At 41.2% G+C, this 24,993-nt stretch carries 25 protein-coding genes; 16 read left to right on the forward strand and 9 right to left on the reverse strand.

Annotated elements, in window-relative coordinates; translation table 11 throughout:
* Positions 1-48 precede the first annotated feature (48 nt).
* Positions 49-1,794 (reverse strand): aspartate--tRNA ligase, encoded by a 1,746-nt coding sequence (gene aspS, locus H9X96_RS15525; protein WP_187667172.1) that lies wholly within the window; start codon positions 1,792-1,794, stop codon positions 49-51.
* Positions 1,795-1,940: 146 nt separating this feature from the next.
* On the opposite strand from aspS, the gene H9X96_RS15530 reads away from it, so the two are divergent.
* The 7 genes from H9X96_RS15530 to H9X96_RS15560 all read left to right on the forward strand — a co-directional run bounded on the left by H9X96_RS15530 (position 1,941) and on the right by H9X96_RS15560 (position 8,253).
* Positions 1,941-2,486 carry an RNA polymerase sigma factor gene (locus H9X96_RS15530; protein ID WP_187667173.1) on the forward strand — a complete coding sequence of 182 codons (546 nt, stop codon included), beginning with the start codon at positions 1,941-1,943 and terminating at the stop codon, positions 2,484-2,486.
* A 2-nt stretch (positions 2,487-2,488) separates the two neighbouring features.
* Positions 2,489-3,022: a hypothetical protein gene (locus H9X96_RS15535; protein ID WP_187667174.1), complete on the forward strand. Its 534-nt coding sequence runs from the start codon at positions 2,489-2,491 to the stop codon at positions 3,020-3,022.
* Positions 3,019-4,350, forward strand: coding sequence for a hypothetical protein (locus H9X96_RS15540; RefSeq protein WP_187667175.1), 1,332 nt, complete (start codon positions 3,019-3,021; stop codon positions 4,348-4,350). The genes H9X96_RS15535 and H9X96_RS15540 overlap by 4 nt, the downstream gene beginning before the upstream one ends.
* A 90-nt stretch (positions 4,351-4,440) precedes the next feature.
* Positions 4,441-5,220: a TerC family protein gene (locus H9X96_RS15545; protein ID WP_187667176.1), complete on the forward strand. Its 780-nt coding sequence runs from the start codon at positions 4,441-4,443 to the stop codon at positions 5,218-5,220.
* 9 nt (positions 5,221-5,229) lie between these two features.
* Positions 5,230-6,285, forward strand: coding sequence for a nucleoid-associated protein (locus H9X96_RS15550; RefSeq protein ID WP_187667177.1), 1,056 nt, complete (start codon positions 5,230-5,232; stop codon positions 6,283-6,285).
* A 156-nt stretch (positions 6,286-6,441) separates the two neighbouring features.
* Complete coding sequence (locus tag H9X96_RS15555; protein ID WP_187667178.1) at positions 6,442-7,977, forward strand: MFS transporter; 1,536 nt, start codon at positions 6,442-6,444, stop codon at positions 7,975-7,977.
* An 18-nt stretch (positions 7,978-7,995) separates the two neighbouring features.
* Positions 7,996-8,253: a DUF6814 family protein gene (locus H9X96_RS15560; protein ID WP_187667179.1), complete on the forward strand. Its 258-nt coding sequence runs from the start codon at positions 7,996-7,998 to the stop codon at positions 8,251-8,253.
* Here H9X96_RS15560 and H9X96_RS15565 read toward each other — a convergent pair.
* Complete coding sequence (locus H9X96_RS15565) at positions 8,250-9,434, reverse strand: class I SAM-dependent rRNA methyltransferase (RefSeq protein ID WP_187667180.1); 1,185 nt, start codon at positions 9,432-9,434, stop codon at positions 8,250-8,252. The genes H9X96_RS15560 and H9X96_RS15565 overlap by 4 nt on opposite strands.
* A gap of 158 nt (positions 9,435-9,592) precedes the next feature.
* Here H9X96_RS15565 and H9X96_RS15570 point away from each other — a divergent pair, with 158 nt between their 5' ends.
* From H9X96_RS15570 to H9X96_RS15580, 3 genes are all read left to right on the forward strand, one after another.
* Positions 9,593-9,928, forward strand: a complete 336-nt coding sequence (locus H9X96_RS15570) for a tRNA-binding protein (protein WP_187667181.1) — start codon at positions 9,593-9,595, stop codon at positions 9,926-9,928.
* On the forward strand, positions 9,929-10,402 hold the full coding sequence (locus tag H9X96_RS15575; RefSeq protein WP_187667182.1) for a nucleoside deaminase: 474 nt from the start codon (positions 9,929-9,931) through the stop codon (positions 10,400-10,402).
* Between the two features lie 82 nt (positions 10,403-10,484).
* Positions 10,485-11,090, forward strand: a complete 606-nt coding sequence (locus H9X96_RS15580) for a superoxide dismutase (protein ID WP_187667183.1) — start codon at positions 10,485-10,487, stop codon at positions 11,088-11,090.
* A gap of 122 nt (positions 11,091-11,212) precedes the next feature.
* Here the strand turns inward: H9X96_RS15580 and H9X96_RS15585 are convergent, their stop codons facing one another.
* Together H9X96_RS15585 and H9X96_RS15590 are read right to left on the reverse strand one after the other, a co-directional pair.
* Entirely contained in the window at positions 11,213-12,145 is a 933-nt protein-coding gene (locus H9X96_RS15585) for a hydrogen peroxide-inducible genes activator (protein WP_187667184.1), read from the reverse strand.
* A gap of 135 nt (positions 12,146-12,280) precedes the next feature.
* Positions 12,281-13,210, reverse strand: coding sequence for a GDP-L-fucose synthase (locus H9X96_RS15590; protein ID WP_187667185.1), 930 nt, complete (start codon positions 13,208-13,210; stop codon positions 12,281-12,283).
* 94 nt (positions 13,211-13,304) lie between these two features.
* Between H9X96_RS15590 and trmB the strand changes: the two genes are divergently transcribed.
* From trmB to H9X96_RS15610, 4 genes are all read left to right on the forward strand, one after another.
* Positions 13,305-13,955 carry a tRNA (guanosine(46)-N7)-methyltransferase TrmB gene (gene trmB, locus H9X96_RS15595; protein WP_187667277.1) on the forward strand — a complete coding sequence of 217 codons (651 nt, stop codon included), beginning with the start codon at positions 13,305-13,307 and terminating at the stop codon, positions 13,953-13,955.
* Between the two features lie 64 nt (positions 13,956-14,019).
* Complete coding sequence (locus tag H9X96_RS15600; protein ID WP_187667186.1) at positions 14,020-14,346, forward strand: MGMT family protein; 327 nt, start codon at positions 14,020-14,022, stop codon at positions 14,344-14,346.
* 135 nt (positions 14,347-14,481) lie between these two features.
* Positions 14,482-14,823, forward strand: coding sequence for a carboxymuconolactone decarboxylase family protein (locus H9X96_RS15605; protein ID WP_187667187.1), 342 nt, complete (start codon positions 14,482-14,484; stop codon positions 14,821-14,823).
* 88 nt (positions 14,824-14,911) lie between these two features.
* The gene (locus H9X96_RS15610; RefSeq protein WP_187667188.1) at positions 14,912-15,472 is read left to right on the forward strand and encodes a DNA-3-methyladenine glycosylase I; all 561 of its coding nucleotides are present in this window, start codon (positions 14,912-14,914) and stop codon (positions 15,470-15,472) included.
* 22 nt (positions 15,473-15,494) lie between these two features.
* Here H9X96_RS15610 and H9X96_RS15615 read toward each other — a convergent pair whose 3' ends face one another.
* Positions 15,495-16,187 carry a hypothetical protein gene (locus H9X96_RS15615; RefSeq protein ID WP_255431137.1) on the reverse strand — a complete coding sequence of 231 codons (693 nt, stop codon included), beginning with the start codon at positions 16,185-16,187 and terminating at the stop codon, positions 15,495-15,497.
* Positions 16,188-16,384: 197 nt separating this feature from the next.
* Between H9X96_RS15615 and polA the strand changes: the two genes are divergently transcribed.
* Positions 16,385-19,198: a DNA polymerase I gene (gene polA / locus H9X96_RS15620; RefSeq protein WP_187667189.1), complete on the forward strand. Its 2,814-nt coding sequence runs from the start codon at positions 16,385-16,387 to the stop codon at positions 19,196-19,198.
* Between the two features lie 123 nt (positions 19,199-19,321).
* Here polA and H9X96_RS15625 read toward each other — a convergent pair whose 3' ends face one another.
* From H9X96_RS15625 to H9X96_RS15640, 4 genes are all read right to left on the reverse strand, one after another.
* Entirely contained in the window at positions 19,322-19,999 is a 678-nt protein-coding gene (locus H9X96_RS15625) for a metal-dependent hydrolase (RefSeq protein ID WP_187667190.1), read from the reverse strand.
* A gap of 33 nt (positions 20,000-20,032) precedes the next feature.
* On the reverse strand, positions 20,033-20,338 hold the full coding sequence (locus tag H9X96_RS15630) for a YbaB/EbfC family nucleoid-associated protein (protein WP_062546437.1): 306 nt from the start codon (positions 20,336-20,338) through the stop codon (positions 20,033-20,035).
* Positions 20,339-20,481: 143 nt separating this feature from the next.
* Complete coding sequence (locus H9X96_RS15635; protein WP_187667191.1) at positions 20,482-22,023, reverse strand: DUF4394 domain-containing protein; 1,542 nt, start codon at positions 22,021-22,023, stop codon at positions 20,482-20,484.
* A gap of 109 nt (positions 22,024-22,132) precedes the next feature.
* Positions 22,133-23,281 (reverse strand): M28 family metallopeptidase, encoded by a 1,149-nt coding sequence (locus tag H9X96_RS15640; protein ID WP_187667192.1) that lies wholly within the window; start codon positions 23,279-23,281, stop codon positions 22,133-22,135.
* A 112-nt stretch (positions 23,282-23,393) separates the two neighbouring features.
* Here H9X96_RS15640 and H9X96_RS15645 point away from each other — a divergent pair, with 112 nt between their 5' ends.
* Complete coding sequence (locus H9X96_RS15645; protein ID WP_187667193.1) at positions 23,394-24,596, forward strand: FAD-binding oxidoreductase; 1,203 nt, start codon at positions 23,394-23,396, stop codon at positions 24,594-24,596.
* Positions 24,597-24,993: the final 397 nt, after the last annotated feature.

A 24,993-nucleotide genomic window follows, 5' to 3' on the forward strand; every position in this document is an offset into this window, starting at 1 on the left:
AAGGAAGCCCTAAAGCTCCCTTTTTTTTATGACCCAACGATACCGTAATTAAACCGTTGTTTGGATTTTCAATTCTTTCATTTGTTTCTCATCAATAGTCGATGGACTATCAATCATCACATCTCTTCCTGAGTTGTTTTTCGGGAAGGCGATCACATCCCTGATGCTGTCCAATCCTGCGAAAATAGAACACAGCCTGTCAAATCCGAAAGCAATACCACCATGTGGAGGTGCACCAAATTCGAAAGCGTCCATCAGGAAGCCAAATTGTTTCTGTGCATCTTCCGGAGAGAAGCCTAAGTGTTTGAACATTAAAGCCTGAAGGGCTCTATCATGGATACGAATAGAACCACCGCCGATTTCAGTACCATTTACCACCATGTCGTAAGCGTTTGCTCTTACATTTCCTGGATCAGTATCTAGTAATGCAATATCTTCTGGTTTTGGAGAAGTGAATGGGTGGTGCATCGCATGATAACGTTCCGTTTCTTCATCCCATTCTAATAGCGGGAAGTCCAATACCCAAAGGGCGCTAAATTTGTTTTTATCACGTAAACCAAGGCGCGTACCCATTTCAAGGCGTAATTCGCTCAATTGCTTGCGTACTTTATCTGTCAGTCCTGACATGATGAGGACTAAATCACCCGGTTGGGTATTCATTGCCGCCGACCATTTTTTCAGTTCTTCTTCATTATAAAACTTATCTACAGAAGATTTCAATGAACCATCTTCGTTATGACGCATGTAAATCAGGCCTGTTGCTCCAATCTGCTGACGTTTTACAAATTCTGTCAATTCGTCCATCTGCTTTCTGGTATAGCTTGCGCAGCCAGCAGCATTGATTCCGATGATCATTTCTGCATTGTCAAAAACAGGGAAATCTTTTCCTTTTACCAGTTCCGTTAATTCTACGAACTGCATTTCAAAACGGGTATCAGGTTTATCAGAACCATAGAATTTCATGGCATCTGAATATTGCATTCTTGGAACTTCCGGTAAATCGAAGTCTTTCAGGTCTTTGAATAATGTACGGATCAGTCCTTCGAAAGTGTTTAAGATGTCTTCTTGTTCAATGAAGGACATTTCACAGTCGATCTGTGTAAATTCCGGCTGTCTGTCTGCACGTAAATCTTCATCTCTGAAACATTTAACGATCTGGAAATAACGGTCGAAACCAGACACCATCAGCAACTGCTTGAAGGTTTGCGGCGACTGTGGAAGGGCATAAAACTGTCCTTCGTTCATTCTGCTTGGTACCACAAAATCTCTTGCTCCTTCTGGTGTCGATTTGATCAATACCGGTGTTTCTACCTCGATAAAGTCCAGATTGTCTAAATAACGACGTACAGCTTGTGCCATTTTATGACGCAATACCATGTTGTTACGGATCGGATTTCTACGTAAATCCAGGTAACGATATTTCATACGCAAATCATCACCGCCATCAGTTTCATCATCGATCATGAATGGAGGTAATTTTGCTGCGTTCAGTATTTCTAATGCAGTGATTTTAATTTCGACTTCACCTGTAGGCATTTTCAGGTTTTTGTTGGAGCGCTCTACCACTAGACCGCTGGCTTTAATTACAAATTCCCTGCCCAGGCTACGTGCTGCCTCGCATAATTCCCGGTTGTCGTCCATATTGAAAACAAGTTGGGTAATGCCGTATCTGTCGCGGATGTCAATAAAAGTCATCCCTCCTAAATCCCTGGATTTTTGAACCCAGCCACATAAGATTACATTTTCACCTAAATTCTCAATAGTTAGAGCTCCGCAAGTAGTTGTTCTTAACATTATTAATAAGTATTAAGTCCCAAAAATATTGATTTTGAACCGGATATTTCAACCCTCATTGAATTTAGCTTGGTATATTGAAAATATTTTTGTTTGAGATGCAACGTTTTAAAAAATCACCTGTCTTATAATCGAATTGGAAAACATTGGAAACTGTATACATCGATAAACACGTAACACTCGTTCAGGAGTGCCGGCAAGGAAACCGGAAAGCACAATTTGAAATTTACAAATTGTATGCTAAGGCTATGTATAACGTAGCGTTGAGAATAGTGAACTTCGATGATGAGGCAGAAGATGTCTTACAGGAGGCGTTTCTGGATGCTTTTACCCGGATAGAGAGTTTTAGAGGAGAGACCACTTTTGGCCTTTGGCTGAAGCAGATTGTGATCAATAAATCGATCAATTACCTCAGAAAGCGAAAAGTAGAGTTTGTGAGCCTGGAAGAAGTAGAATTCGCGGAACCGCAGACGCTGGACGAAGAAGACTTGGAATTGAGGGTAGAGGAGGTGAGAATGGCGATTGCCAAACTGCCAGACCGATACCGTGTGGTGCTGAGCTTATATCTTTTTGAAGGTTACGATCACGAGGAGATTGCACATATTTTGAAAATAGCAGAGAGCACTTCCAGAACACAGTATATGCGTGCGAAAATGAAATTAAATGATTTATTTGTAAAGAGAGGGGTATAGCGATGAACAAGAGGAGTATCGAAGAATACATTAAAGAAAACAAAAAGGAGTTTGACTTCAAAACGCCATCCGACCAGTTATGGGCGAGGATTGAGGCAGGATTAGATCAAGAGCGGGTAAAAAAAAAATCGGGAATGCCATTTTGGTTAGGTATAGCTGCATCGCTGATCCTGATCATGACGGTTACTTTTATTTATACCTCCCGTAAAGAAGGAAAACAGGAGCTGGAAATTGCAGACATCAGTCCGGTTTATGGAAAAAAAGAAATGAAATTTGCCAGTTTGATTGAAGAGAAAAAAGATAGTTTGCAAGTGTTTGCGAAGAAAAATCCGGTGTTATATAAGCAGTTCAGCTCAGATTTGAACCAGTTGGATGGTGATTATGAAAAGTTAAAAAAAGAATTACAACACAGTCCGAATCAAGAAGTAGTAGTAAGGGCAATGGTGAAAAATCTGGAGCTACAATTACAGGTGATCAATCAGCAATTGTCAATCATCAATGAAGTGAATCAAATCAAAGAGGAGAATCAAATATGAAAAAGTTAGTTTGGGGACTGAGTGGCCTGTTATTGGTGGCCAACTTTGCCGGCGCCCAGTCGGTGGTAAAGGAACTGAAAGATGCGCCGAGGATGGCTGTCCTGGTTCCTCTACAGGTAGATGTAAACGTAGGGCCAATTGTGGCCTTGACGCCGCTACCGCCATTGCCTCCTCTGAACCGTCAGGACAGCGATCGTCAGGACGATGCCGAAGATCCTGGGAAATCAAAAACTTTCTCTAAAACGTTTACAGTTGACGCTGGTGATAAATTGGGCATTATCAATAAATATGGTGCTGTAGTGATCAAAACATGGGATAAAAGAGAAGTAAAGGTGGATGTCGACATCAAAGCCTATAGCAAGGATGTCGATGATGCACAGCGCTTATTGGATGAAACCAGTATTGAAGCTGGAAAATCCGGTGATCAGATCTCCTTTAAAACTAATATCGGATCAAGAGATGGTCGCTATGGCAGCAGTGTAAGGAATGGAAAAGTGATCTGGAGAAGAGAAGTGAAGATCAATTATGTGGTTTATATGCCGGCTACTATGGCATTAACGGTGAATAACCAGTATGGTGGATTAAGTATGGCTGATTTTTCCGGCGCACTTTCCGTGAAGCTTCAATATGGTGCGTTTACTGCGGGCAATTTGTCCAGTACGAACAATTATGTCAACGTGCAATACGGACAAACAGATATCGCCAATATGAACAAAGGCGTGATCAAGCAGCAATATGGTGCCGCGCTTAAACTGGGCACGGTAGGTACGCTGGATCTGGATGCACAATATGTTGGCGTGACAATTACGGCGATCAAAGGCGACGCACAGATCAAACAGCAGTATGGAAAAGGGCTGAACATTGGCTCGGTAAATCACCTGGATCTGAATGCGCAGTACACCAATGTAAATGTGAGCATCGTGAATGGAAATGCAAACATTAAGCAGCAATACAACAACATTACGATTGGTTCGGTAAATAAATTGAACATCAACGGACAGTATACAACGGTTAAAGTTGGTACGCTGAAAGGAGATGGAAATTTCGACCTGAGTTATAATAAGCTGGTCGTTGATAATGTCCTTCCGAGCTGTAAAATTTTAACAGTAAATTCTAATTATACCGGGGTTTCGCTTGGCTTTGCTAGCAATTATAGCGGTGATTTTGAAGTAAGAGCAAATTATGGTGGCTTTAAACCAGGTGATAATGTAAGTTCAAAACTGGTTTCTGAAAGCGGAAGCACAAAACATTACTCCGGTAAAATCGGAAACGGGGCTAATGGAAATGTGACTGTACGTACAAATTACGGGGGGATTTCCTTCAATTAATCCAAGGCATAACGTATTTATAAGGAAAAGCCTGTTGATAATTCAGCAGGCTTTTTTTATATCTTAGTGGCTTTAATTATTTTATTTCAAATGGAAATTTTTAGCAGCCCGGAAGCTTGGATATCACTCATTACCTTAACCATACTGGAGATTGTATTGGGTATTGACAACATCGTATTCATTTCAATTTTAGCAGGAAAACTGCCGGTAGATCAGCAGAAAAAAGCACGTCAGGTGGGTTTAGGTCTGGCGATGATCACTAGAGTACTGCTATTATTATCCCTAACCTGGGTGATGAAATTAACGGCACCATTGTTTAATGTGGGCGATTGGATTGCCATCAGTAATGGAGAATGGCTGGAGAAACTGGCGATTTCCGGAAGAGACCTGATCCTAATTATCGGTGGATTATTCCTGATTTATAAAAGTACACATGAAATCCACCAGAAGCTGGAAGGCGAGGAAGAGGGGGGCATCAAAGGAAAAGTTCATTCTTTCATGGGCATTATCATACAGATCCTGATTTTAGATGTAGTTTTCTCTTTAGACTCTGTGATTACCGCGGTGGGGATGGCAGATCATATCGAAATCATGATTGCAGCGGTCATCATTGCCGTATTGATCATGTTAGTATCAGCAGCAACGATTAGTGACTTTGTAAATAAACACCCGACCGTTAAAATGCTGGCCTTATCATTTTTGTTATTAATCGGTGTTTCCCTGCTTGCAGAAGGCTTGGATCAACACATTCCTAAAGGATATATCTATTTTGCCATGGCCTTTTCGGTATTGGTAGAGATGCTGAATCTGAAAATGAAAAAAAGCAATAAACCTGTAGAACTTAAGAATACCCCGCACGAAAACAAGTAATTTTACCGCATGATTTCATTTTTTGAAGCCGCACTGGCTGAATTATCGATACACCGCATTGGAAATAAGGCACAGGACGAATTTTATGTCCTTTCTGAAAAATCTATTCCCGTAAAAGACAATATGCTGAGCAATTTATTGCAGCAGTACTTTTTAGGCCCCTTTGCTAAAGTGAATGAGATTTATCATTTCACACACCCAAATGCAGATTTAAATCTGAATGAAGTGTATCATTTTGCTGCCAAAATTTTTGAAGATGGCACTACATTTCATGAATACAGTATGGAGCTCGCTAAGTACCTGTATGATGTTTCCGGGCATCCAAAAATTAAGCCAGGAGAGCTTTATGTGGCTTATTTTGAAAATGTGCAGATTGAAGGAGAGCTTCATGATGCCATTGGAATCTTTAAATCAGAAACCAAAGAGCCTTTCTTAAAGGTTTATCCGGAAGAAGGTGGTTTTGGTCTGGGTTATGAAGAAGATGCGATCAATATCAATAAGCTAGATAAAGGATGTTTGATCTTTAATACCGACAAAGAAGAAGGTTTCCGCGTTGCGGTGATTGATCAGACCAATAAAAGTGCAGAAGCGGTATATTGGAAAGATGAGTTTTTGAAATTGAAAATCAGAAATGACAATTTCAACCAGACCAATAGTGTATTGGGCGTTTATAAGAACTTTGTTACAGAAAAGCTGGACCAGGAGTTTGATATTTCTAAAGCAGATAAGATCGATTTATTGAACAAATCCATGAAATATTTCAAAGAGAAAGAGAGTTTCGACCTGGATGAGTTTTCAAATGAGGTAATTGGCAATGCCGAAGGAATTGAATCTTTCAAGAACTATAAAAAGAGTTACGAAGAAGAGTTTGATACCCCGATTGCAGACACTTTTGACATTTCTGGTGCTGCGGTCAAAAAGCAAACCAGGGCTTATAAGAGCGTCTTAAAGCTGGATAAGAACTTCCATATCTATATCCATGGAGATAAAGACCTGATTGAGAAGGGTTACGACGATGATAAGTCCATGAACTACTATAAAGTGTATTTCAGAGAAGAAGAATAAAACCTTTCTTTTAGTGTCAATTTATAATCAAAAGAACCAAATCCTTTAGAGTCTCTAAAAGTTTTGGTTCTTTTTTTGCAAATTACTTTTATTGACAGTTAATAGTTGAGAAATAATAGTAGCTTTAGTTCAGAAGCCAAATTATTTCTTTAACGTATGAACCCGGAATTACAGAAGAACAGTATTTTCAAAGTCATTGGTGCCTCTTCTCTGGGGACATTGATCGAATGGTATGATTTTTACATTTTTGGTAGCCTGGCCACGATCATTGGAGCCCAGCTTTTTCCTGCAGATGCAGGGGCTTCTGCCCTGATCAATACGCTGGCGATTTTTGCTGCGGGTTTTATAGTGAGGCCCTTTGGTGCCTTGGTATTTGGTCGCCTGGGTGATTTAATTGGCCGTAAATACACTTTTCTCCTGACTTTAGTGTTAATGGGTGGTTCTACCTTTTTAATCGGTCTGATCCCCTCTTATTCCAGTATTGGCTATGCAGCTCCGATTTTGGTACTGATCCTGCGCTTGGTGCAGGGCTTAGCATTGGGTGGAGAATATGGGGGCGCCGCTACTTATGTGGCGGAACATGCACCCGCCAATAAAAGAGGATTTTTTACCAGCTGGATTCAAACGACTGCTACAGGCGGGTTATTTCTCTCCTTAGGCGTGATTGTATTGACAAAAAACCTGCTGGGCGCAGATGACTTTGCCGCATGGGGCTGGAGGATTCCCTTCTTATTGTCGATCCTGCTGGTAGGGGTATCCATCTATATCAGAATGAAAATGCACGAATCCCCAATGTTTACGAAATTGAAAACAGAAGGAAAGGTTTCGAAAAACCCTTTAAAGGAAAGCTTCAATAATAAAGCGAATTTTAAAATGGTGCTATTGGCGTTATTTGGTGCGACAATGGGGCAGGGCGTGATCTGGTACACCGGACAATTTTATGCGCAATCTTTTATTGAAAACACCTGTAAAGTAGATTTTAACGATTCCAGGTATATATTGCTCTGGGGCATCGCCTTTGCGACGCCTTTCTTTGTCATCTTCGGCTCCTGGAGCGATAGGGTAGGTCGAAAATGGATCATGCTGACTGGCATGCTGCTGGGGATTATCTTTTACCGGCCTATTTACCAGATATTTTTAGACGATACGGATTTTAGTCAAGTCACACAAGAGGATATTTTATCGGTTGACGATCCGGTGATTACGCGTGCAGCCATAGATGGGGGATTAGATAGCCTGGTCAGCACCACGGCCTTAGTGACCCTGGTAGATGGCAGCAGTTATCATAAAGTACAATCTCACACCAAATTTGCTGCTGCGGATAAACCGATTGAAGTTCATCCGGAACTGCTGAAAGATAAAAAATTATCAACTCCGGTATTTTGGAAATTTGTATTCCTGATTTTCTTCCAGATTTTACTGGTGACGATGGTATACGGACCTATCGCGGCGTTTTTAGTGGAGCTATTCCCTACAAAGATCAGGTATACTTCCATGTCTTTGCCTTATCATGTTGGAAATGGTGTATTTGGCGGACTAGTGCCTTTTATCGCCACGCTGATTGCCAGTTTCTCCGGTTCTACACCTTTATCCGGCCTCTGGTATCCAATCGGTATTGCCGCTTTGAGTTTTGTGATTGGCGCTGTTTACCTGTCCAATAAAAAACCTGTGGAAGCAGAAATTGAAAATTAACCGCCAAAAAACACGATTATGAACGGATTAAAAAAAGGATTAGGACTGTTTTGGATGATATTGGGCCCCGGATCGATCATCTTTTTATTTTTGCAGGCTTACGAAAAAGTGGGGCTGGCTGCGGAAGGGGTACAAAAAACGAATACGGCCTTACAATGGGGGATTATATTATTCATTTTTATCCCAATCAGCGCAGGCCTGGTGATATTCGGCTATTATGCGCTGAAAGGGGAATATGATCAACTGTCTGAAGGTTCCGAAGAACCCGCCGACTAAAGTACTCTTAGTAACAAACCTTTCAGGTATTCTCCTTCAGGGAAAGAAACCCTTACTGGATGGTCTTCTGGTTGGTTGAACTGTTTCAGGATCTGAACTTCTCTTCCTGCGTCTAAAGCAGCCCAGGCAATGATTTGTTTGAAGGTTTCCATGTCTACTGCTCCAGAACAAGAATAAGTAGCTAGTAAGCCGCCTTTTTCAAGCAATAACATGCCCAATCTGTTTAGGTCCTTATAAGCTCTTGCAGCTCTGTCTAATGCAGAACGGGAAGGGGCATATTTGGGTGGATCCAACACGATAATGTCGAACTTCTTGCCTTCTTCTTTGAAAACGCGCAGTTGTTTGTTCACATCTGATTGAATGCTTTCCTGGCGTGCGGGATCGAGGCCGTTAAGCTCCAGGTTGTGTTTTAAGGTTTCAATCGCCAAAGCAGAGCTATCTACGCTGGTTACATGCGCTGCGCCCTTTTTTAAGCTATTTAACGTGAAGCCACCGCTGTAGCAGAAGCAGTCCAGCACGTTTTTATCCTTGCTGTAAGCAGCAAGAATGTCGCGGTTATCACGCTGATCGCAATAGAAACCAGATTTTTGTCCGTCTGCTATATTGATGTGGTAAGCAATTCCGTTTTCTTTTACTTCGATGAATTCTGGTGGAGTTTCGCCCCAAAGTAAACCTTGTGTCGCTTCTAGATTTTCATGTTTACGAGCACCAGCATCACTTTTATCAAAAATACCTCTTGGATTTAATTCTTCAATTAAGATCTCCATCAGCTCCTGTTTCGCATTTTCCATTCCTGAACTCAAGATTTGCAGGGAAAGGAAATCTGCATATTTATCTACGATTAGTCCAGGAAGGAAGTCGGCTTCACTGAAAACCAGTCTGCAGGTATTGGTATCTTCATTTAATAAATGCTGTCTGGAAGCAATCGCATCGCGAAGTTTCAATTGATACCATGATTTGTCAATGGTTTTGCTTTCGTCCCATTCCATTAACCTCAATGCTACCCTGGATTCGGCATTGTAATACGCATAGGCAAGAAATTCTGCTGCTGCAGAACAAACTTTAACGATTTCACCATTTTCTGGTTTTCCCTTAATTTTATCAATCGCTCCTGAAAAAATCCAGGGATGGTGAAGCATTGCCGCTTTTTCTTTTCCTTTTTTAAGTATTACATCAATCATGCTGCAAAGTTAGGAAAAACAATGCTCTTTTTAGTTTGATGGATTTGGCCGAAAAAATAAACACTACATGCCGGATGAGGTGGTCATGAGCAAGATTGGAAATCCCAGGCTTCGATGAAAGGACTTGAGGTTCTGGCAATAAGTTGTAATTTTAGCGAATGGAAGAAATAACCTGGAATGATTTTGAAAAAGTCGAACTTCGTGCAGGGACAGTGCTGGAAGTAGTTGATTCTCCGGAGGCCAGAAAGCCCGCTTACAAGCTGAAAGTAGATTTTGGCGAATTTGGCATTAAGATGAGTAGTGCGCAGGTAACGAAACACTATTCAAAAGAAGACCTTGTAGGTCAGCAAATTGTAGGTGTGGTCAATTTTCCTAAAAAACAGATCGGTAAGTTTATGTCGGAATTCCTGGTGACAGGCTTCGCGGATGAGGATGGAGATATTGTGCTGACCACATTAAATGGTACCGTGCCGAATGGCAGTAAAATGATATAAATGAGTTATTTTAATTTTTCAGAAGAAGAGAATCCTGCTGCCGAAGATGAACATTATATGCGTCTCGCTTTGCAGGAGGCTCAAAAAGCGTATGATGCGGAAGAGATCCCAATTGGGGCAATTATCGTGTGTAAAGGAAGGATTGTTGGTCGTGGATATAACCTCACCGAACAATTGAACGATGTAACGGCACATGCGGAAATGCAGGCTTTTACAGCTGCTGCTCAGACTTTAGGTGGCAAATACCTAAAAGACTGTACCTTATACGTGACGATTGAGCCTTGTGTGATGTGTGCGGGTGCCAGCTACTGGACGCAGATCGGACGCCTCGTTTATGGGGCCCTAGAGCCAAAACGTGGCTTTACCTCTAAAAATGCCAGCCTTCTTCATCCAAAAACGGAATTGAAAGGTGGTGTGCTTGCACAGGAATGCGGGTCGCTGATGACACGTTTTTTCGCCAACAAAAGAGGGTAACTTGACAAAGAATTGAACAAAAACTAACGTTTGAATGTTATATTTGTACAAGAAATAATATTTAACCTTAAAATATAATAATATGGCTTTTGAATTACCTGCGTTACCTTACGCAACAGATGCACTAGAACCGCATATTGATAAACTTACAATGGAAATTCACCATGGTAAGCACCACCAAGCATACGTTACCAACTTAAACAAAGCTTTAGAAGGTAAACCGGAAGCGAATCAAAGCATCGAAGAAATCGTTAAAAACATCTCTAAGTTTCCTGCTGCAGTAAGAAACAACGGCGGTGGTCACTATAATCACTCTTTATTCTGGGAAATTTTAGGTCCAAATAAAGGTGGCGAGCCTAAAGGGGAATTGGCAGAAGCAATCAACGCTGCTTTCGGTTCTTTTGCTGACTTTAAAACTAAATTTGCTGAAGCGGGTGCTACTCGTTTTGGTTCAGGATGGGCTTGGTTAATCGTTACTGCTGATAACAAATTAGCGGTTTCCTCTACTCCAAACCAAGATAATCCATTAATGGATATCGCTGAAGTAAAAGGTACTCCACTATTGGGTATGGATGTTTGGGAACATGCTTACTACTTAAAATATCAAAACAGACGTCCTGATTATATTTCAGCTTTCTGGAATGTAGTAAACTGGGATGCAGTTGCTGCTCGTTTCAAAAAAGCATAATCAACACGTTTTTAAAAGAACAGCCTGTAAGGAGATCCTTACAGGCTGTTCTTTTTACTTTCTATTTTGATGCTCCTGGTCAAGGGATGAGCATCATATATATATATTCGTTTTGATCAGGTTTAGATCCCAACCACGTCTTTTCTCTTTTTTTGCTTCATGGCCTTTGGAATGATGGCCAGAATTTCTTCTTTTAGGGCATTCAGCATGCGTTTCTTAATGAAATTCTTATGGGTAACCAGGCTGATCTCTCTGACTGGTTCAGGCGATTTAAAATGGCGTACTTTGCTGAGTTGTTTAGCATTTAGGTCTGTTAAGGCAAGTTCAGGAAGTAAAGTAGCACCATTGTTTACATCCACCATACGGATCAGTGTTTCTACACTTCCCGTGTTATAAGTTAGGCCCTGAAGGCGATTGTCTTTGGTAGATCTACAAATATTCAATACCTGAGAACGCATACAATGCCCCTCATTTAATAACCAGATATTTTCTTCTTCCAGATCATTGGCATCAATTGTTTTCTTTTTATATAACTTGCTGTTTTTGCTGATGTAAGTCACAAAGTTTTCATAATAAAGCGGAAGCTCATTGAGGTGGCTGTCGGCAAGGGGAGTGGCTAGAATGCCACAGTCTAACACGCCCGTTTTAAGGTGGTGGATGATGTCTTCCGTGGTATATTCCCAAATTAAAAGCTTGAGATCGGGATATTTTTCCATCATGCCTGAGATCACTCTGGGTAGTAAATAGGGTGCTACGGTAGGAATGATACCTACTTTAAGCTCTCCTACAACGTCTTGCTGCTGACTGCTGATGATTTCCTTGATCTTTTGGCTCTCCTGGAGGACCAGTCTGGCCTGTTCGATGATCTGGGCACCGATTTCAGTAGGAACTACTGGTTGTTTGCTGCGGTCAAAGATTTTGACATTCAGCATTTCTTCCAGCTTTTGTACCTGCATACTTAAGGTGGGCTGCGTCACAAAACACTTATCTGCTGCGCCAACAAAGCTTCTATAGGTATCTACGGCAACAATATATTCCAGTTGAACTAAAGTCATATAGTTAAAATTTATCTAGTTTAACAAAGATATCAATTTAAGCTATATGACTTTATGCTGGTCTTGCTTGTGACTTAAATATGTCTTGTTGCTCCAGAAAATTCTTTTTGGGCTTGAATCTGTTTTAGACCGGGCTTAAATATGTTTGGCTAAAAAGTCGAGGTAGGCCAGTTTAATGCCTTCTTCCAGCTCTATTTTATGTTTCCAGCCTAATGCATGAAGTTTAGCAACGTCCATTAGCTTACGAGGTGTGCCATCTGGTTTGCTGCTGTCGAATGTCAATTCTCCTGCAAAACCGATCACTCTCTTGATCAATAACGCGAGGTCTTTGATACTCAGGTCTACTCCCGTTCCGATATTTAGAAATCCAGCTTCATTGTAATTCTGCATCAGGAAATAACAGGCTTCTGCCAGGTCATCTGCAAAAAGAAACTCGCGCATTGGTGATCCGGAACCCCAGATATTCACCTCTGCTGTGCCATTTACCTTTGCTTCATGAAACTTACGGATCAATGCTGGTAGCACATGGGAATTTTGCGGGTGGTAGTTGTCGTTATAGCCATATAGATTGGTTGGCATGACAGAGATAAAGTTACAATTATACTGCGCTCTGTAAGCTTCACACATCTTGATCCCCGCAATTTTAGCAATCGCATAAGGCTCGTTGGTTTCTTCCAGCAGACCGGTCAGTAAATAATCTTCTTTTAAGGGCTGAGGGGCCAGTTTCGGATAAATACAGCTTGATCCTAAGAACATCAGCTTGGTGACACCGGTTTTGTAAGCCTCATGAATCACATTGTTCTGAATGCAAAGATTCTCATATAAAAAGTCTGCCCGGTAAGTATTGTTGGCAATAATACCACCTACTTTAGCTGCGGCAAGGAAAACAAATTCTGGTTTTTCTGCAGCAAAGAAGTCGGCCACATCCTGCTGATTGCGTAAATCAAGTTCCGATGATGTTCTGATAATCAGTTGAGTATAGCCTTCCTTTACCAGTTTACGATAGATTGCTGAGCCTACCATACCACGATGGCCAGCTACATATATTTTTGCGTTCTTTTCCAATTACAATTCGATTATAGGAACAAAATTACGAAATAGTTCGCATCATCCTTAAGAGACTGATTTAATTGTATTTTTGCATAAAAAATTTTTAGTAGTGGGTAAAGATAAATTAAGAAAATTTGCAGAGATAGATACTTTTTCCAATGTCTATCAGATGGAAGAAGGAAAACCTTTGAAGGGTAAATGGGGATCAGATCATTTCAAAAATGAAAAACCAATGGTATTGGAACTGGCCTGCGGTAAAGGCGAATATTCGGTTAATATGGCGAAATTCTTTCCGGAGAAAAACTTCATCGGGATTGATTTAAAGGGAAATCGCATCTGGAGAGGCGCAAGAACAGGGGTAGATGAAAACATTGAAAACCTGGCCTTTTTAAGGATTCAAATCGAAGACCTTACTGAATACTTTGAAAAGGCTGAAGTGGACGAAATTTGGATTACTTTTCCTGATCCTCAGCCTCAGGACAGCAGAGAGAAGAAAAGATTAACTTATGATCGCTTTCTGGATATGTACAAAATCTTGCTTAAACCTGGTGGAAGAGTGAACCTGAAAACAGATAATGATGGTTTATATGCGTATACCGTTGAAAAAGTAGAAGAATTGGGCTTGATTTGTCATAAGAAAACAGATCATTTATATACTTCTGAGTATTATGATGACGTTTTAAAGATTAAAACTCATTACGAGCGTATTTATTTGAAACACGATAAGAACATCAATTATATACAGTTCTCCTTTGAATAATGCCACTTTAAATCAAATGAAACATTTGTTTCTTTTGAAAAGGTAAAAAATTAAAAATCATCAGATGGAGCAATCATTTTATGACCAGGTTTTTGAATTGGTTAGGCTAATCCCAAAAGGAAGGGTGTCTTCTTATGGCGCAATTGCAAAAAGTTTGGGCGCTGGTGGCTCTGCCCGAATGGTCGGGTATGCCATGAGCACTGCCGGTGCCGCGCATCCAGCTGTTCCTGCCCATCGGGTGGTGAATAGTTCGGGCTTGCTCAGTGGTAAGTTCCATTTTAAAACGCCGGAAATGATGCAGGAATTGCTGGAAGCCGAAGGTGTTTTGGTGAAAAATGATAAGGTACAGAATTTCAAAAACCTGTTCTGGAACCCTCTGATGGAACTTTAGAGGCTTTAGTCCGTTCTTTTTTTAGAAAGATCTTCAATTAACAGAAAGAAGGTTCTTCATTAAAATGATGTTCTTTAGCCAGGAATACGGTCCATTTAAATAACGTAAAATAAAAAATCATAGTATTAGCTGATTATGGGAAAATTAGTAGAAGAATTTAACGACTACCGTTCTAAAATGAACGATAGGATTATGGAGACTGCAAATACAAATATCAAACGTTTCTTTGCATTAGATACCACCACGTATGCTGAAGGGGCATTAAATGTGAAAACCAAAGAAATGTTAGGTTTAGTAGCTTCGATGGTACTGCGTTGCGATGATTGCATTAAATATCATTTGGAAAAATGTTTTCATGAAGGCGTAAGTAATGAAGAAATTAATGAAGTTTTCATGATTGCAAATCTTGTTGGAGGATCGATTGTGATTCCTCACTACAGAAGAGCTGTGGAATACTGGGACGAATTGAGTCAATAGTTTCTATAATATTAGGAATTTAGGCCATGGGATTATCCATGAATAAAAAGGTCTTCAAAGCATAAAAAGAATATTAATCAATCAAAAGATGTCAGAAATTATCAGATGCGGGTGGTGTGGTACTGATCCTTTATATGTAAAATACCATGATGAAGAATGGGGAAAGCCTGTTTATGACGACCAAACACTTTTTGAATTTTTAATTCTTGAAGGTGCACAGGCTGGTCTCAGCTGGATGACCATTCTAAAAAGAAGAGCTGGATATAAAGCTGCTTTTGCTGATTTCGACGTTCAAAAAGTTGCAGCTTTCAGTGCAGCGGATGAGGAGCGTTTAATGAATGATTCGGGGATAATCAGGAACCGGTTAAAGGTAAAAGCAGCCATCACTAATGCTCGTCTTTTCATTGAAATCCAAAAAGAATTCGGGTCTTTTTCCGATTTTATCTGGGGATTTATTCCTGGAAAAAAGCCAATCGTTAATATAGTAAAGTCCCTAAGTGATGTTCCGGCACGAACAGAAATCTCTGATGCCATTAGTAAAGACATGAAAAAGCGTGGATTTAAGTTCTTTGGAACAACGATTTGCTATGCGCATATGCAGGCAACTGGTATGGTCAATGACCACATCATCGGCTGTATCAGTAAATAAAAATTACAGCTACAAACTTGCCTTACTTATGAGCTTCATTATAAGCCGTCACAAAAGCGATAATTAACTTTGAATCAAAGTTTTCTGTCGCTTTTATTTTTTCTGCCAGATCTGCATCATCGCCTATTTGTTCTAGTAATACTGTTTTGATCCGCTGATTGTTTTCTGCTAAACCGGCTCCATCAACAGGCATTTCCATTAAGCGGCCAGTGCCGGGCTTTTCCATAAAAAACGTAGCGGGCATCATTTTCCTTGCAGTTGGCTCTTGATTACGACCACCCAGAATGGTGATTCCAGCACCAACTCCCAGGCCAGTACCAAAGGTTCCTGTCCCTGCTCCAATGCCAATACTAGGTATAATCCGTGTTTTTTTAACCGCGGGAGGATCAATAAGGACATTTCCGCCTATTGAATATAAGTTAATGGTCCCATATTCAATGATCTTGAAAAATTTGTGCAGTGTTTTTTTGTTTACCACAACCGGCTTACTCACATAAGTTGCTCCATTCCAAACAAACTCCTGGATATCGGAGGCTTTGTAATGAACGACAGATTCATCGTCTTTTGCAAAGACTACAGAGGAGTAGTCTGTTCCCTGGATCGTTCCTCGAACAAAATTTCCTGGAGAAAACACTATAATATCTTGCGCCATTGCGCCAATACCTGCAATCATTAGTAAAACAAACAGGCCTAGGGTCTTTATCGCTTTCATCATGATCAAATAACGGAAATTATTTGCGGTTGTTATGGATAATGATAAACAATTATTTAAGTATTAGTACCTTTATCCGATGCGGTTGCTGCTGATATGGAGGTCATACTCCATAGGCTAACCGTCCAATAATAAAGTATACATGTAATGGAGGATCAGCAGCTAATGATCGCTTCCTAATCAATAAAAAACGAATACTGATGAAAAAACTTTTTCTTCTTGACGGCATGGCGCTCATCTACAGAGCACACTTTGCATTGAGTAAAAACCCCCGGTTTACGTCCACAGGGATTAATACATCGGCAGTGATGGGTTTTGCAAACACCTTAATGGAGGTGCTGAAAAAGGAAAAACCGAGTCATATTGCTGTGGTTTTTGACACCGCAGCTCCTACAGAAAGACATACCGATTTCGAGGCTTATAAAGCCCACAGACAAGCGATGCCGGAAGATTTGTCTGCTGCTTTACCTTATGTCTTTAAGCTGATTGAAGGGTTTAAAATCCCGGTCATTACCAAAGATGGTTTTGAAGCAGATGATATCATCGGTACTTTAGCCAAAGAAGGCGAGAAACAAGGTTTTAAAGTATACTGTATGACTCCCGATAAAGATTTCGCACAACTGGTGTCCGAAAATATTTTCATTTACAAGCCTGCACGTATGGGGAATGAAATGGAAATTATGGGGGTCGATGAGGTGAAAGCAAAATGGGAAATTGAAGATGTAAAGCAGGTCATTGATATTCTTGGCCTATGGGGTGATGCAGTAGATAATATCCCGGGTATCCCAGGTATCGGAGAAAAGACTGCGAAAACATTAATCCAGAAATATGGCTCGATGGAAAATATCATCGCCAACTCCCATGAGCTAAAAGGAAAACAACGTGAAAACGTAGAGACCTATGCAGAACAAGGTTTATTATCTAAAAAACTGGCCACGATCATCCTGGATGTTCCGGTAGAATTTAATGCCGATGAACTGGTATTAGAGTCGCCTAGCCGCGAACTATTAGAACCATTATTTGCAGAACTGGAATTCAGAACTATTGGTAAACGTGTCTTTGGAGAAGAGTTTAATGTGAATGAGGCGAAAGCACCTGTATCTCAGCAAATCGACTTATTTGGCAGTCCAGTGGATCAGCCAGCAGGTAAGACGGGCACATTTGTGTCTGCTCCAACCTTCTCTGAAGAAACACCTGCCTCAAAAACAATAGAAAATACGCCACATAATTACCAATTGGTAGCTACAGCAGCAGCACGCAAATTATTGATCGCGCAGCTGGAAAAAGAAGAAAGCATTTGCTTTGATACAGAAACCACTGGTACAGATGCAAATCTTGCGGATCTGGTTGGAATTTCTTTCAGCACTAAACCTGGAGAAGGCCATTATATTCCTTTGTCTGCGGATAGGGAAGAAGCATTGGCAATTCTGGAAGAATTCAGAGGAGTTCTTGAAAATGAAAGTATTGGAAAAATCGGACAGAACATCAAGTATGATATCCTGATCATGAAATGGTATGGCATCTCTATCAAAGGAAAACTGTTTGATACCATGCTGGCACATTACCTGATTGACCCTGATACCAGACACAACATGGATGTGCTTTCGGAAAATTACCTGGGTTATACCCCAATTTCCATCACAAAACTGATTGGAGCAAAAGGGAAAAACCAGGGGAATATGAGAGATGTTCCAGTAGAGCAAGTGGTAGATTACGCTGCTGAAGATGCAGATGTCACCTTGCAGTTAGCGAATGTGTTCAGACCGATGTTAAAAGAACTGAACGTAGAAGAACTGGCCAGGGATGTAGAAAATCCGCTAGTCTATGTACTCGCTGCGATTGAAAAAGAAGGCGTAAGAATCGATGTAGATACCCTGAATAACTATTCGAAAGAACTCGAAATCGACATCAGAAAATTTGAGCAGAATGTATTCGAGAAATGCGGCGTTACCTTTAACCTCGCTTCTCCTAAACAATTGGGAGAAGTTCTTTTCGATAAATTACAGCTGGATCCTAAAGCTAAAAAGACTAAAACGGGGCAGTATCAAACCGGAGAAGACGTGTTATTGGCATTGGCCAGCAAAAGTGATATTGTAAAAGACATCCTTGATTTTCGCCAGTTACAAAAGCTGAAATCAACCTACGTAGATGCCTTGCCATTATTGGTAAATCCAAAAACAGGACGTGTCCATACCAGCTATAATCAAGCGGTAGCGGCTACAGGGAGGTTAAGTTCTAACAATCCTAACTTGCAAAATATTCCTATTCGGAGTGACCGCGGCAGAGAGGTTCGTAAAGCTTTCATCCCAAGAGATGAAAATCATGTGCTCCTTTCTGCGGATTATTCTCAAATAGAGCTGAGAATCATTGCCGAAATCAGCAAGGAAGAAAACATGCTGGAGGCCTTCAATAAAGGAATTGATATCCACACAGCAACCGCCGCCCGTGTTTATGGAATTTCTATTGAAGAGGTGACTTCAGATCAGCGTCGGAACGCGAAAGCAGTAAACTTTGGAATTATCTACGGTCAATCTGCTTTTGGATTGTCTCAAAACCTGGGTATTCCAAGAAAAGAAGCTGCGGCCATTATTGAACAATATTTTGAACAATATCCAGGAATTCAGCGATACATGGCAGATACCATGAATTTCGCCAGAGAAAACGGCTTCGTAGAAACTATCCTCGGCAGAAGAAGGTACCTGAGAGACATTAACTCCGCCAATCAAACTGTACGCGGTTTTGCAGAGCGAAATGCGATCAATGCGCCGATTCAAGGCTCTGCAGCAGATATGATCAAAGTAGCTATGCTCAATATCCACAAAGACATCCAGGATCAAGGCCTGCAATCAAAAATGACCATGCAGGTGCATGATGAGTTGGTCTTTGACGTGTTGAAAACGGAAGTGGAAGCCATGAAAAAGATCATTACACACCGCATGAAAACAGCGATAAAAACCACTGTGCCGATTGAAATAGAAATCGGTGAAGGAAACAACTGGCTGGAAGCACATTAAAATTTAAATAAAAAAAGGAGATATGTCAGTAGATTCCAGAATCGACGACATGCCTCCTTTTTTTATAAAAGCTCCTAAACAGGCTGATACCTAAATCAACCTACTATGGAAAAAAGCGGAATCTTATAAGTCAATCGTCTCGCCAATTGCTGGTAATAACAAAACCTTATTCTCTCTCTTAAACTTTGCAATCGCCTCTTCTGTGTCAATAGCGATTACAGGGAAGGTATTATAATGCACCCCAATCACTTTATCACATTCAAAATACTTGGTAGAAATCAAGGCATCGTCCACATCCATGGTATAATTTCCACCAATAGGTAAGATCGCATAATCCAAATTGTATAGATCCGCAAGCAATTTCATTTCTATCGTTAAAGAAGTATCTCCGGCAAAATAAATAGTCTTTCCTCCAGTTTCCAGTACAAATCCGGCAGGATTTCCACCGTAACTGCCATCAGGCATAGAGCTGGAATGTGCGGCCCATACCATTCTTAACTTACCGAACTCAAATTTTTGAGCACCGTAATTCATGTCATGCGTATTGGTTACACCTTGTGCTTTCGCCCAGCCAATCACTTCCGGCATGGCAATCACGACTGCATTTGTTTGTTTTGCCAGGCTCACCAGGTCGGCCACATGATCACCGTGTCCATGACTCACCAGCATATAATCTGCTTCAATCTTGGTCGTGTCAATGTGTTTTGCCAATCCATTCGGACTAATAAATGGATCAAAAAGAAATTTCTTGCCATCTGCTTCTAATAAAAAGCAAGATTGACCATAATAAGTATATTTCATGAGGCTATGAAATTAAGGTTTAAAACGATTCGCCTATTGGCCGAACAGACCGCCCAGGCCACCCATCATCGACTGTGTAGCGGCTTGCATTTCATGCGCGCTTACTTGCTCTGCTTGCGCTAAAGCTTTGTTGATGGCAGTTAATAACAGTTCTTCTAATTCTTCTTTATCTGCTTGTTTATAAAATTCTTCTTCGATTTCTACTGCAGTAATGGCTTTATTCGCTGTTGCCGTGATTCGGATGGCACCACCTTCTACTTCACCAAAAACAGAAACTGTATCTAATCTCTTTTTTATCTCTTCGGCTTGCTTTTGTGCAGCCATTAATTTATCGAACATAAGCTTGTTTATTTATTACAACAACGAAATTAAGGGAAATTGGTTTAAAGAAATCATTTAATGTGAAGATTTTCGGAGGGAGAATAAAAAAAACAGCCGCATCCTATCGGATGCAGCTGTAGTCATAAGTAGATAAAAGAAGGTTACATGCCTAAACCAAGGGTCATTCCGGTCACTGTTCTTGGAAATTCAGTAACCGAGGTCGCTACACCACTGGTTAGGTTAATCGTATATATTTTGTTGACCCCGCCAACGGTAAATATGGCGTAAGCGGTTCCTGAGGTACTGCCAATGTCAAAGCCATTGGTGCTGTCCACATTGATGCCCAGACTGCCGACTTCTACTAAAGTTCCGTCGTTTGGCGGCGTTTGTTTGTATAGTTTATCGGTGGCCTGGTCAATATCGTAGAGTATAGTTTCTGTGGCACCGGCAAAGTTATTGGTATAGGCTGCGGCACTAACTGCTGGAGTTCCTGGTTTCAAGATTCCATCTATAGCGGCTACAGCACCAGTTTCGGGGTGTAATCGTAAATTCTGACCATCATTACCTACCACACGAATCCGATCTACGGTAGGATTGAAATCAAAGCCGTAACTGCTGCCCGTTAACAGCGTAGTGAGTACGCCCGGACCAACCAGCGTAAAGGCGCCTGTGGCCGTGTTCACGGTATAAAGTCTGCTGGAACTGCCCAACGCATAAATCTGGCCGTTAGCAGGTCTGAAATCGATGCCTAACACGGTTTCCAAAGGCGCTAATCCTGTGATTGGCTTAGAAACCAGGCTTGCCGGGCTCATTGGATTAAAAATCAAAAAGTTGTTGGCATTGTCTACTGCATAGGCTACCGGATCTGTAGGGATCGCGAGGCCTTCAACTGGACTGGCAGCTGGGAATTTTCCTGCTAGAGTCGCTTTACCGGTTTCCAGGCTGATGGTATAAAGACTGGAAGCTCCGGCAACCGTGCCTGCTGCAAGCGCTTTGGTATTGTCCGGAGAAATGTCAAATGCAGCACTGGTGCCGATTTCTACACCTAATGCGCCAACTTCTACGAGTTTTCCATCATTTGGCGGATCTTGTTTATACAGCTTTTTGCTGGTCAGGTCGATGTCGAAAAGAATAGTGGTTGCGGCTCCGGCTTTGCTGTTGGTATAAGCTGCACCAGAGATAATTGGATTGGTAACACCATTGATATTGCCGTCTGTAGCTGCTACAGCACCCGTTTCCGGATGAAGCCTCAGGTTTTGTCCAGTATTGGTGATCAGGCGGATGCGGTCTACGGTTGGGTTAAAATCTATGCTGACCGCAGTTCCGTTAATCGCAGGACTAAAGCCTGTACCAATTGCTCTGGCGACCCCATTTAGTCGGATTGCAAATAGTTTACTGGTGTTGCTTACCCCGTAAAGTTCTCCTGTAGCAGGGCGGAAATCGATACTCAAAATCTTTTCATTTAATGCAAGTCCGGTAATGGCAACGGTAGACATCGCTGTGCTGACATCTTTTGCATTAAATTTAAGGAGGTTGTTGTTAGATAGGGTGTAGAAAACCTGATCTGGGCCTAAAACAGGAAGTATTGGCGGATCAATGATGGTGTTTTTGTCTTTCTTGCAAGCGGTTATGCTGGCCATAACAGCTAGCAGGATCAATAAGGATCTCCTCAGGAGAATCCCTGTTAAGTTAAAGTTTTTCATAGATAGGTGTTTTTATGATAGGTTATTCGTACCTACGCAAAAAAACTTAGCCCGGTTTTGTAACTCTTGACTCCATTATGGAGTTAAAATCGGAATTCCATATGGAGCGTTATTTCATTAAAGCCTTATTAAAGTCAATAAACAACCTAAAAAGATCTTCAAACTTGTTGAGTGGCAAGGTGGAAGAAAGGTCATTGATGTCGTGGTAGGCCGTAATTCCGCCTTGCGTATATAGAAAAAAAGCAGGGACACCTTTTTCTGTAAAAAAATAGTGATCGCTATTGGCGGCTTTCCCTCTGGAATTGATTTTACTCAGGTATTTTTTGTCCTGATTAATTTGCTTTAATAACGTAAACTCTTTGGGATGAATCGTGGCGTTGACTACTGTGATGCCAGCTTCGCCGGTCCCTACCATATCAACATTCGTTAAAAACCGGATGTGATGAAGGTGAATTAAAGGATGTGCTGTGAAATATTTGGAGCCTTGTAAGCCATTTTCTTCTCCGGCAAAGCCGATAAAGGCCATGGTATACGGCTGTGGGTGCTTGGCGTAATATTTTGCCAGGCTCAGTAACAGGGCAAGCCCACTGGCATTGTCGTTGGCTCCTGGAAAATAAATATCCTTCCCTAAACTGCCCAGGTGATCGTAATGTGCGGTCATTAACAGGATAGAATCCGGATACTGCGTACCTTTTACCAATGCACAGACATTGGCCGCCTGAAATTCGGGTAGGAATTTGTTTTCAATATCAATCTCTATGTTTTCAGGAGTTTCAGTTATTGCTTTCCGGTCGATTTCTATAACCGTATAATCTGCTGCTTCTGGGGCTACAGACCAGGTCAGCTTATCTTTCAGCAGGACAAGGAGCCGGTGTTCAATATTGATAAAACTGACACTGTCTCTTTGCGCCAATATAAGCTTTGCTTCCTTTAAGCCTCTACTTTCCGGACTCACTAAAAAATCCTTTCCCGGAAGGAGTAGTTTTCCATTTATACGCAGCGTCATTTCAGCGGGAAATGTATTGACCGGATAGCTGAATACCTGTTTGAAGTCCTTTCCGTCCATGGGAACCAAGCCATAAGCGGCAAATGATGAGCTGATGAAGCTGGCCGCTTTGGCCATGCCGTCCTTTGTATATCCCCGGCCCCACATTTCCCTGGAAGTTAGGGTGTCTATCACCTTTCTAGCCATTTTTAAATCTTGTCCGAAGGCCGATTTTGCAAAAATAAACAGGAAGATAAACATCAGCTTTTTCATGGGGCTGCAGGGCTTTGAAAACGAATATAGTGGATTTAAACCTGTAGCGTATTAAAACAGATCGGTAAAAGTATTGTTATTGCAGGGAACCCCAATACTTGATCTACAAGATATGAATATTCGATCTAATGAACCTTTCTGGCTAGTAAAAAATGGATTACTGTACACTTATCCTTCCTTAAAGGAAAACATCATTTGCGAAGTTTTGATTGTCGGAAGTGGCATTACAGGTGCCTTGATGGCACATTCCATGATGAAGCAAGGATATGATACAGTATTGATAGACAAAAGAGAAATTGCTAACGGCAGCAGTTCCGCGACGACCTCTATGCTGCAATATGAGATTGATGTGCCTCTTTACAAGTTAACCGAAATGATTGGGGCACAAGGTGCGATTGCGAGTTATAAAGCTTGTAAAGAGGCCATTTACGCCTTAAAAGATTTAGTGGCAGAGATCGAATCGCCCTGCGGATTTGAACGCAAGGATTCGCTTTATTTTGCCGGCAGGCGTAAAGACGTACCCTGGCTGAAAACAGAGTTTGAAGCGAGGAAAGCGGCAGGTTTTGGCGTAACCTGGCTAGAGAAAAAAGAAATTAAGGAGCGCTATGGCATCCTGGCGGAAGGCGGGATTTTATCGGAAGATGGAGGAAGTGTAGATGCCTTTTGTCTGGCACACGATCTGCTGCACTACAACGCCAAAAAAGGACTGCGGGTGTTCGACAAGACGGCGCTGAAAAAAGTGACATACGAAAAAGATAAGGTGCTGGTGGAGCTGGAAACCGGGCTGCAGATTAGCGCGGGTAAGGTAATTTACTGCACGGGCTATGAAACACAGGAGATGTTGCCGGAAAAAATAGTCTCCCTAAAAAGTACTTATGCTATGGTCAGTGAAAAGGATAATACGTTATCGCCGGAACTGGAAAACACCCTGTTTTGGAATACTGATACCCCATATCTGTATATGCGCAGTACCGCTGACGGACGTTTATTGGTTGGCGGCGAAGATGAAAATTTTAAAAATCCAGGACTGAGGGATGCCTTGCTCGGTAAAAAAAGAGACCGCCTGATCAAAACTTTAAAATCTTATCTGCCAGATCATCAGTTTGTTGAAGACTTCTGCTGGTGCGGCACCTTTGGCGAAACCAAAGACGGCTTACCCTATATCGGAGCCCATCCAAAGTTTCCCAATAGCTATTTCGTCCTGGGTTTCGGCGGAAATGGCATTACGTTCTCTGTAGCAGGAATGGATATCATTCCAGAGATGATGAAAGGTACGCCTGGATTGCTATCACATTATTTTAGGTTTGGCAGGTAAAAGATTGTTTTTAAGTCATCTATGTATTTGTTGGTTTTAAAAAATTAATCAAAACTTAATGCTTGTAGGGATCATCCTTTTATCCATTAGCTTATTTTTGAACTATAAGATAATATCTGGAGGAACAGATTTAGCATAAACTTGACAGGATATGGCATTTAAAACAGGCTGATCAATAGAAAGGGAGGCTAAAAAGAAAAGGCTTGAAAAAGGGGCCTGATATTTGATAATTTATGGTGTTGAAAGGAGATATAGGAAGTCAGTTTTCAATTCTATCTTTTTTTACGTAAAAATGTAAAAAAATTAAAAACGTATTGCACAACTCAATATTTATTTAAACCTTTGCGCCTCAACTATTTTAAAGAAGTATCAGACACAAGAAATGATTAAGCAAATT

Origin of the sequence: Pedobacter sp. N36a, from assembly GCF_014472395.1 — a bacterium.
Classification (GTDB): Bacteria; Bacteroidota; Bacteroidia; order Sphingobacteriales; family Sphingobacteriaceae; genus Pedobacter.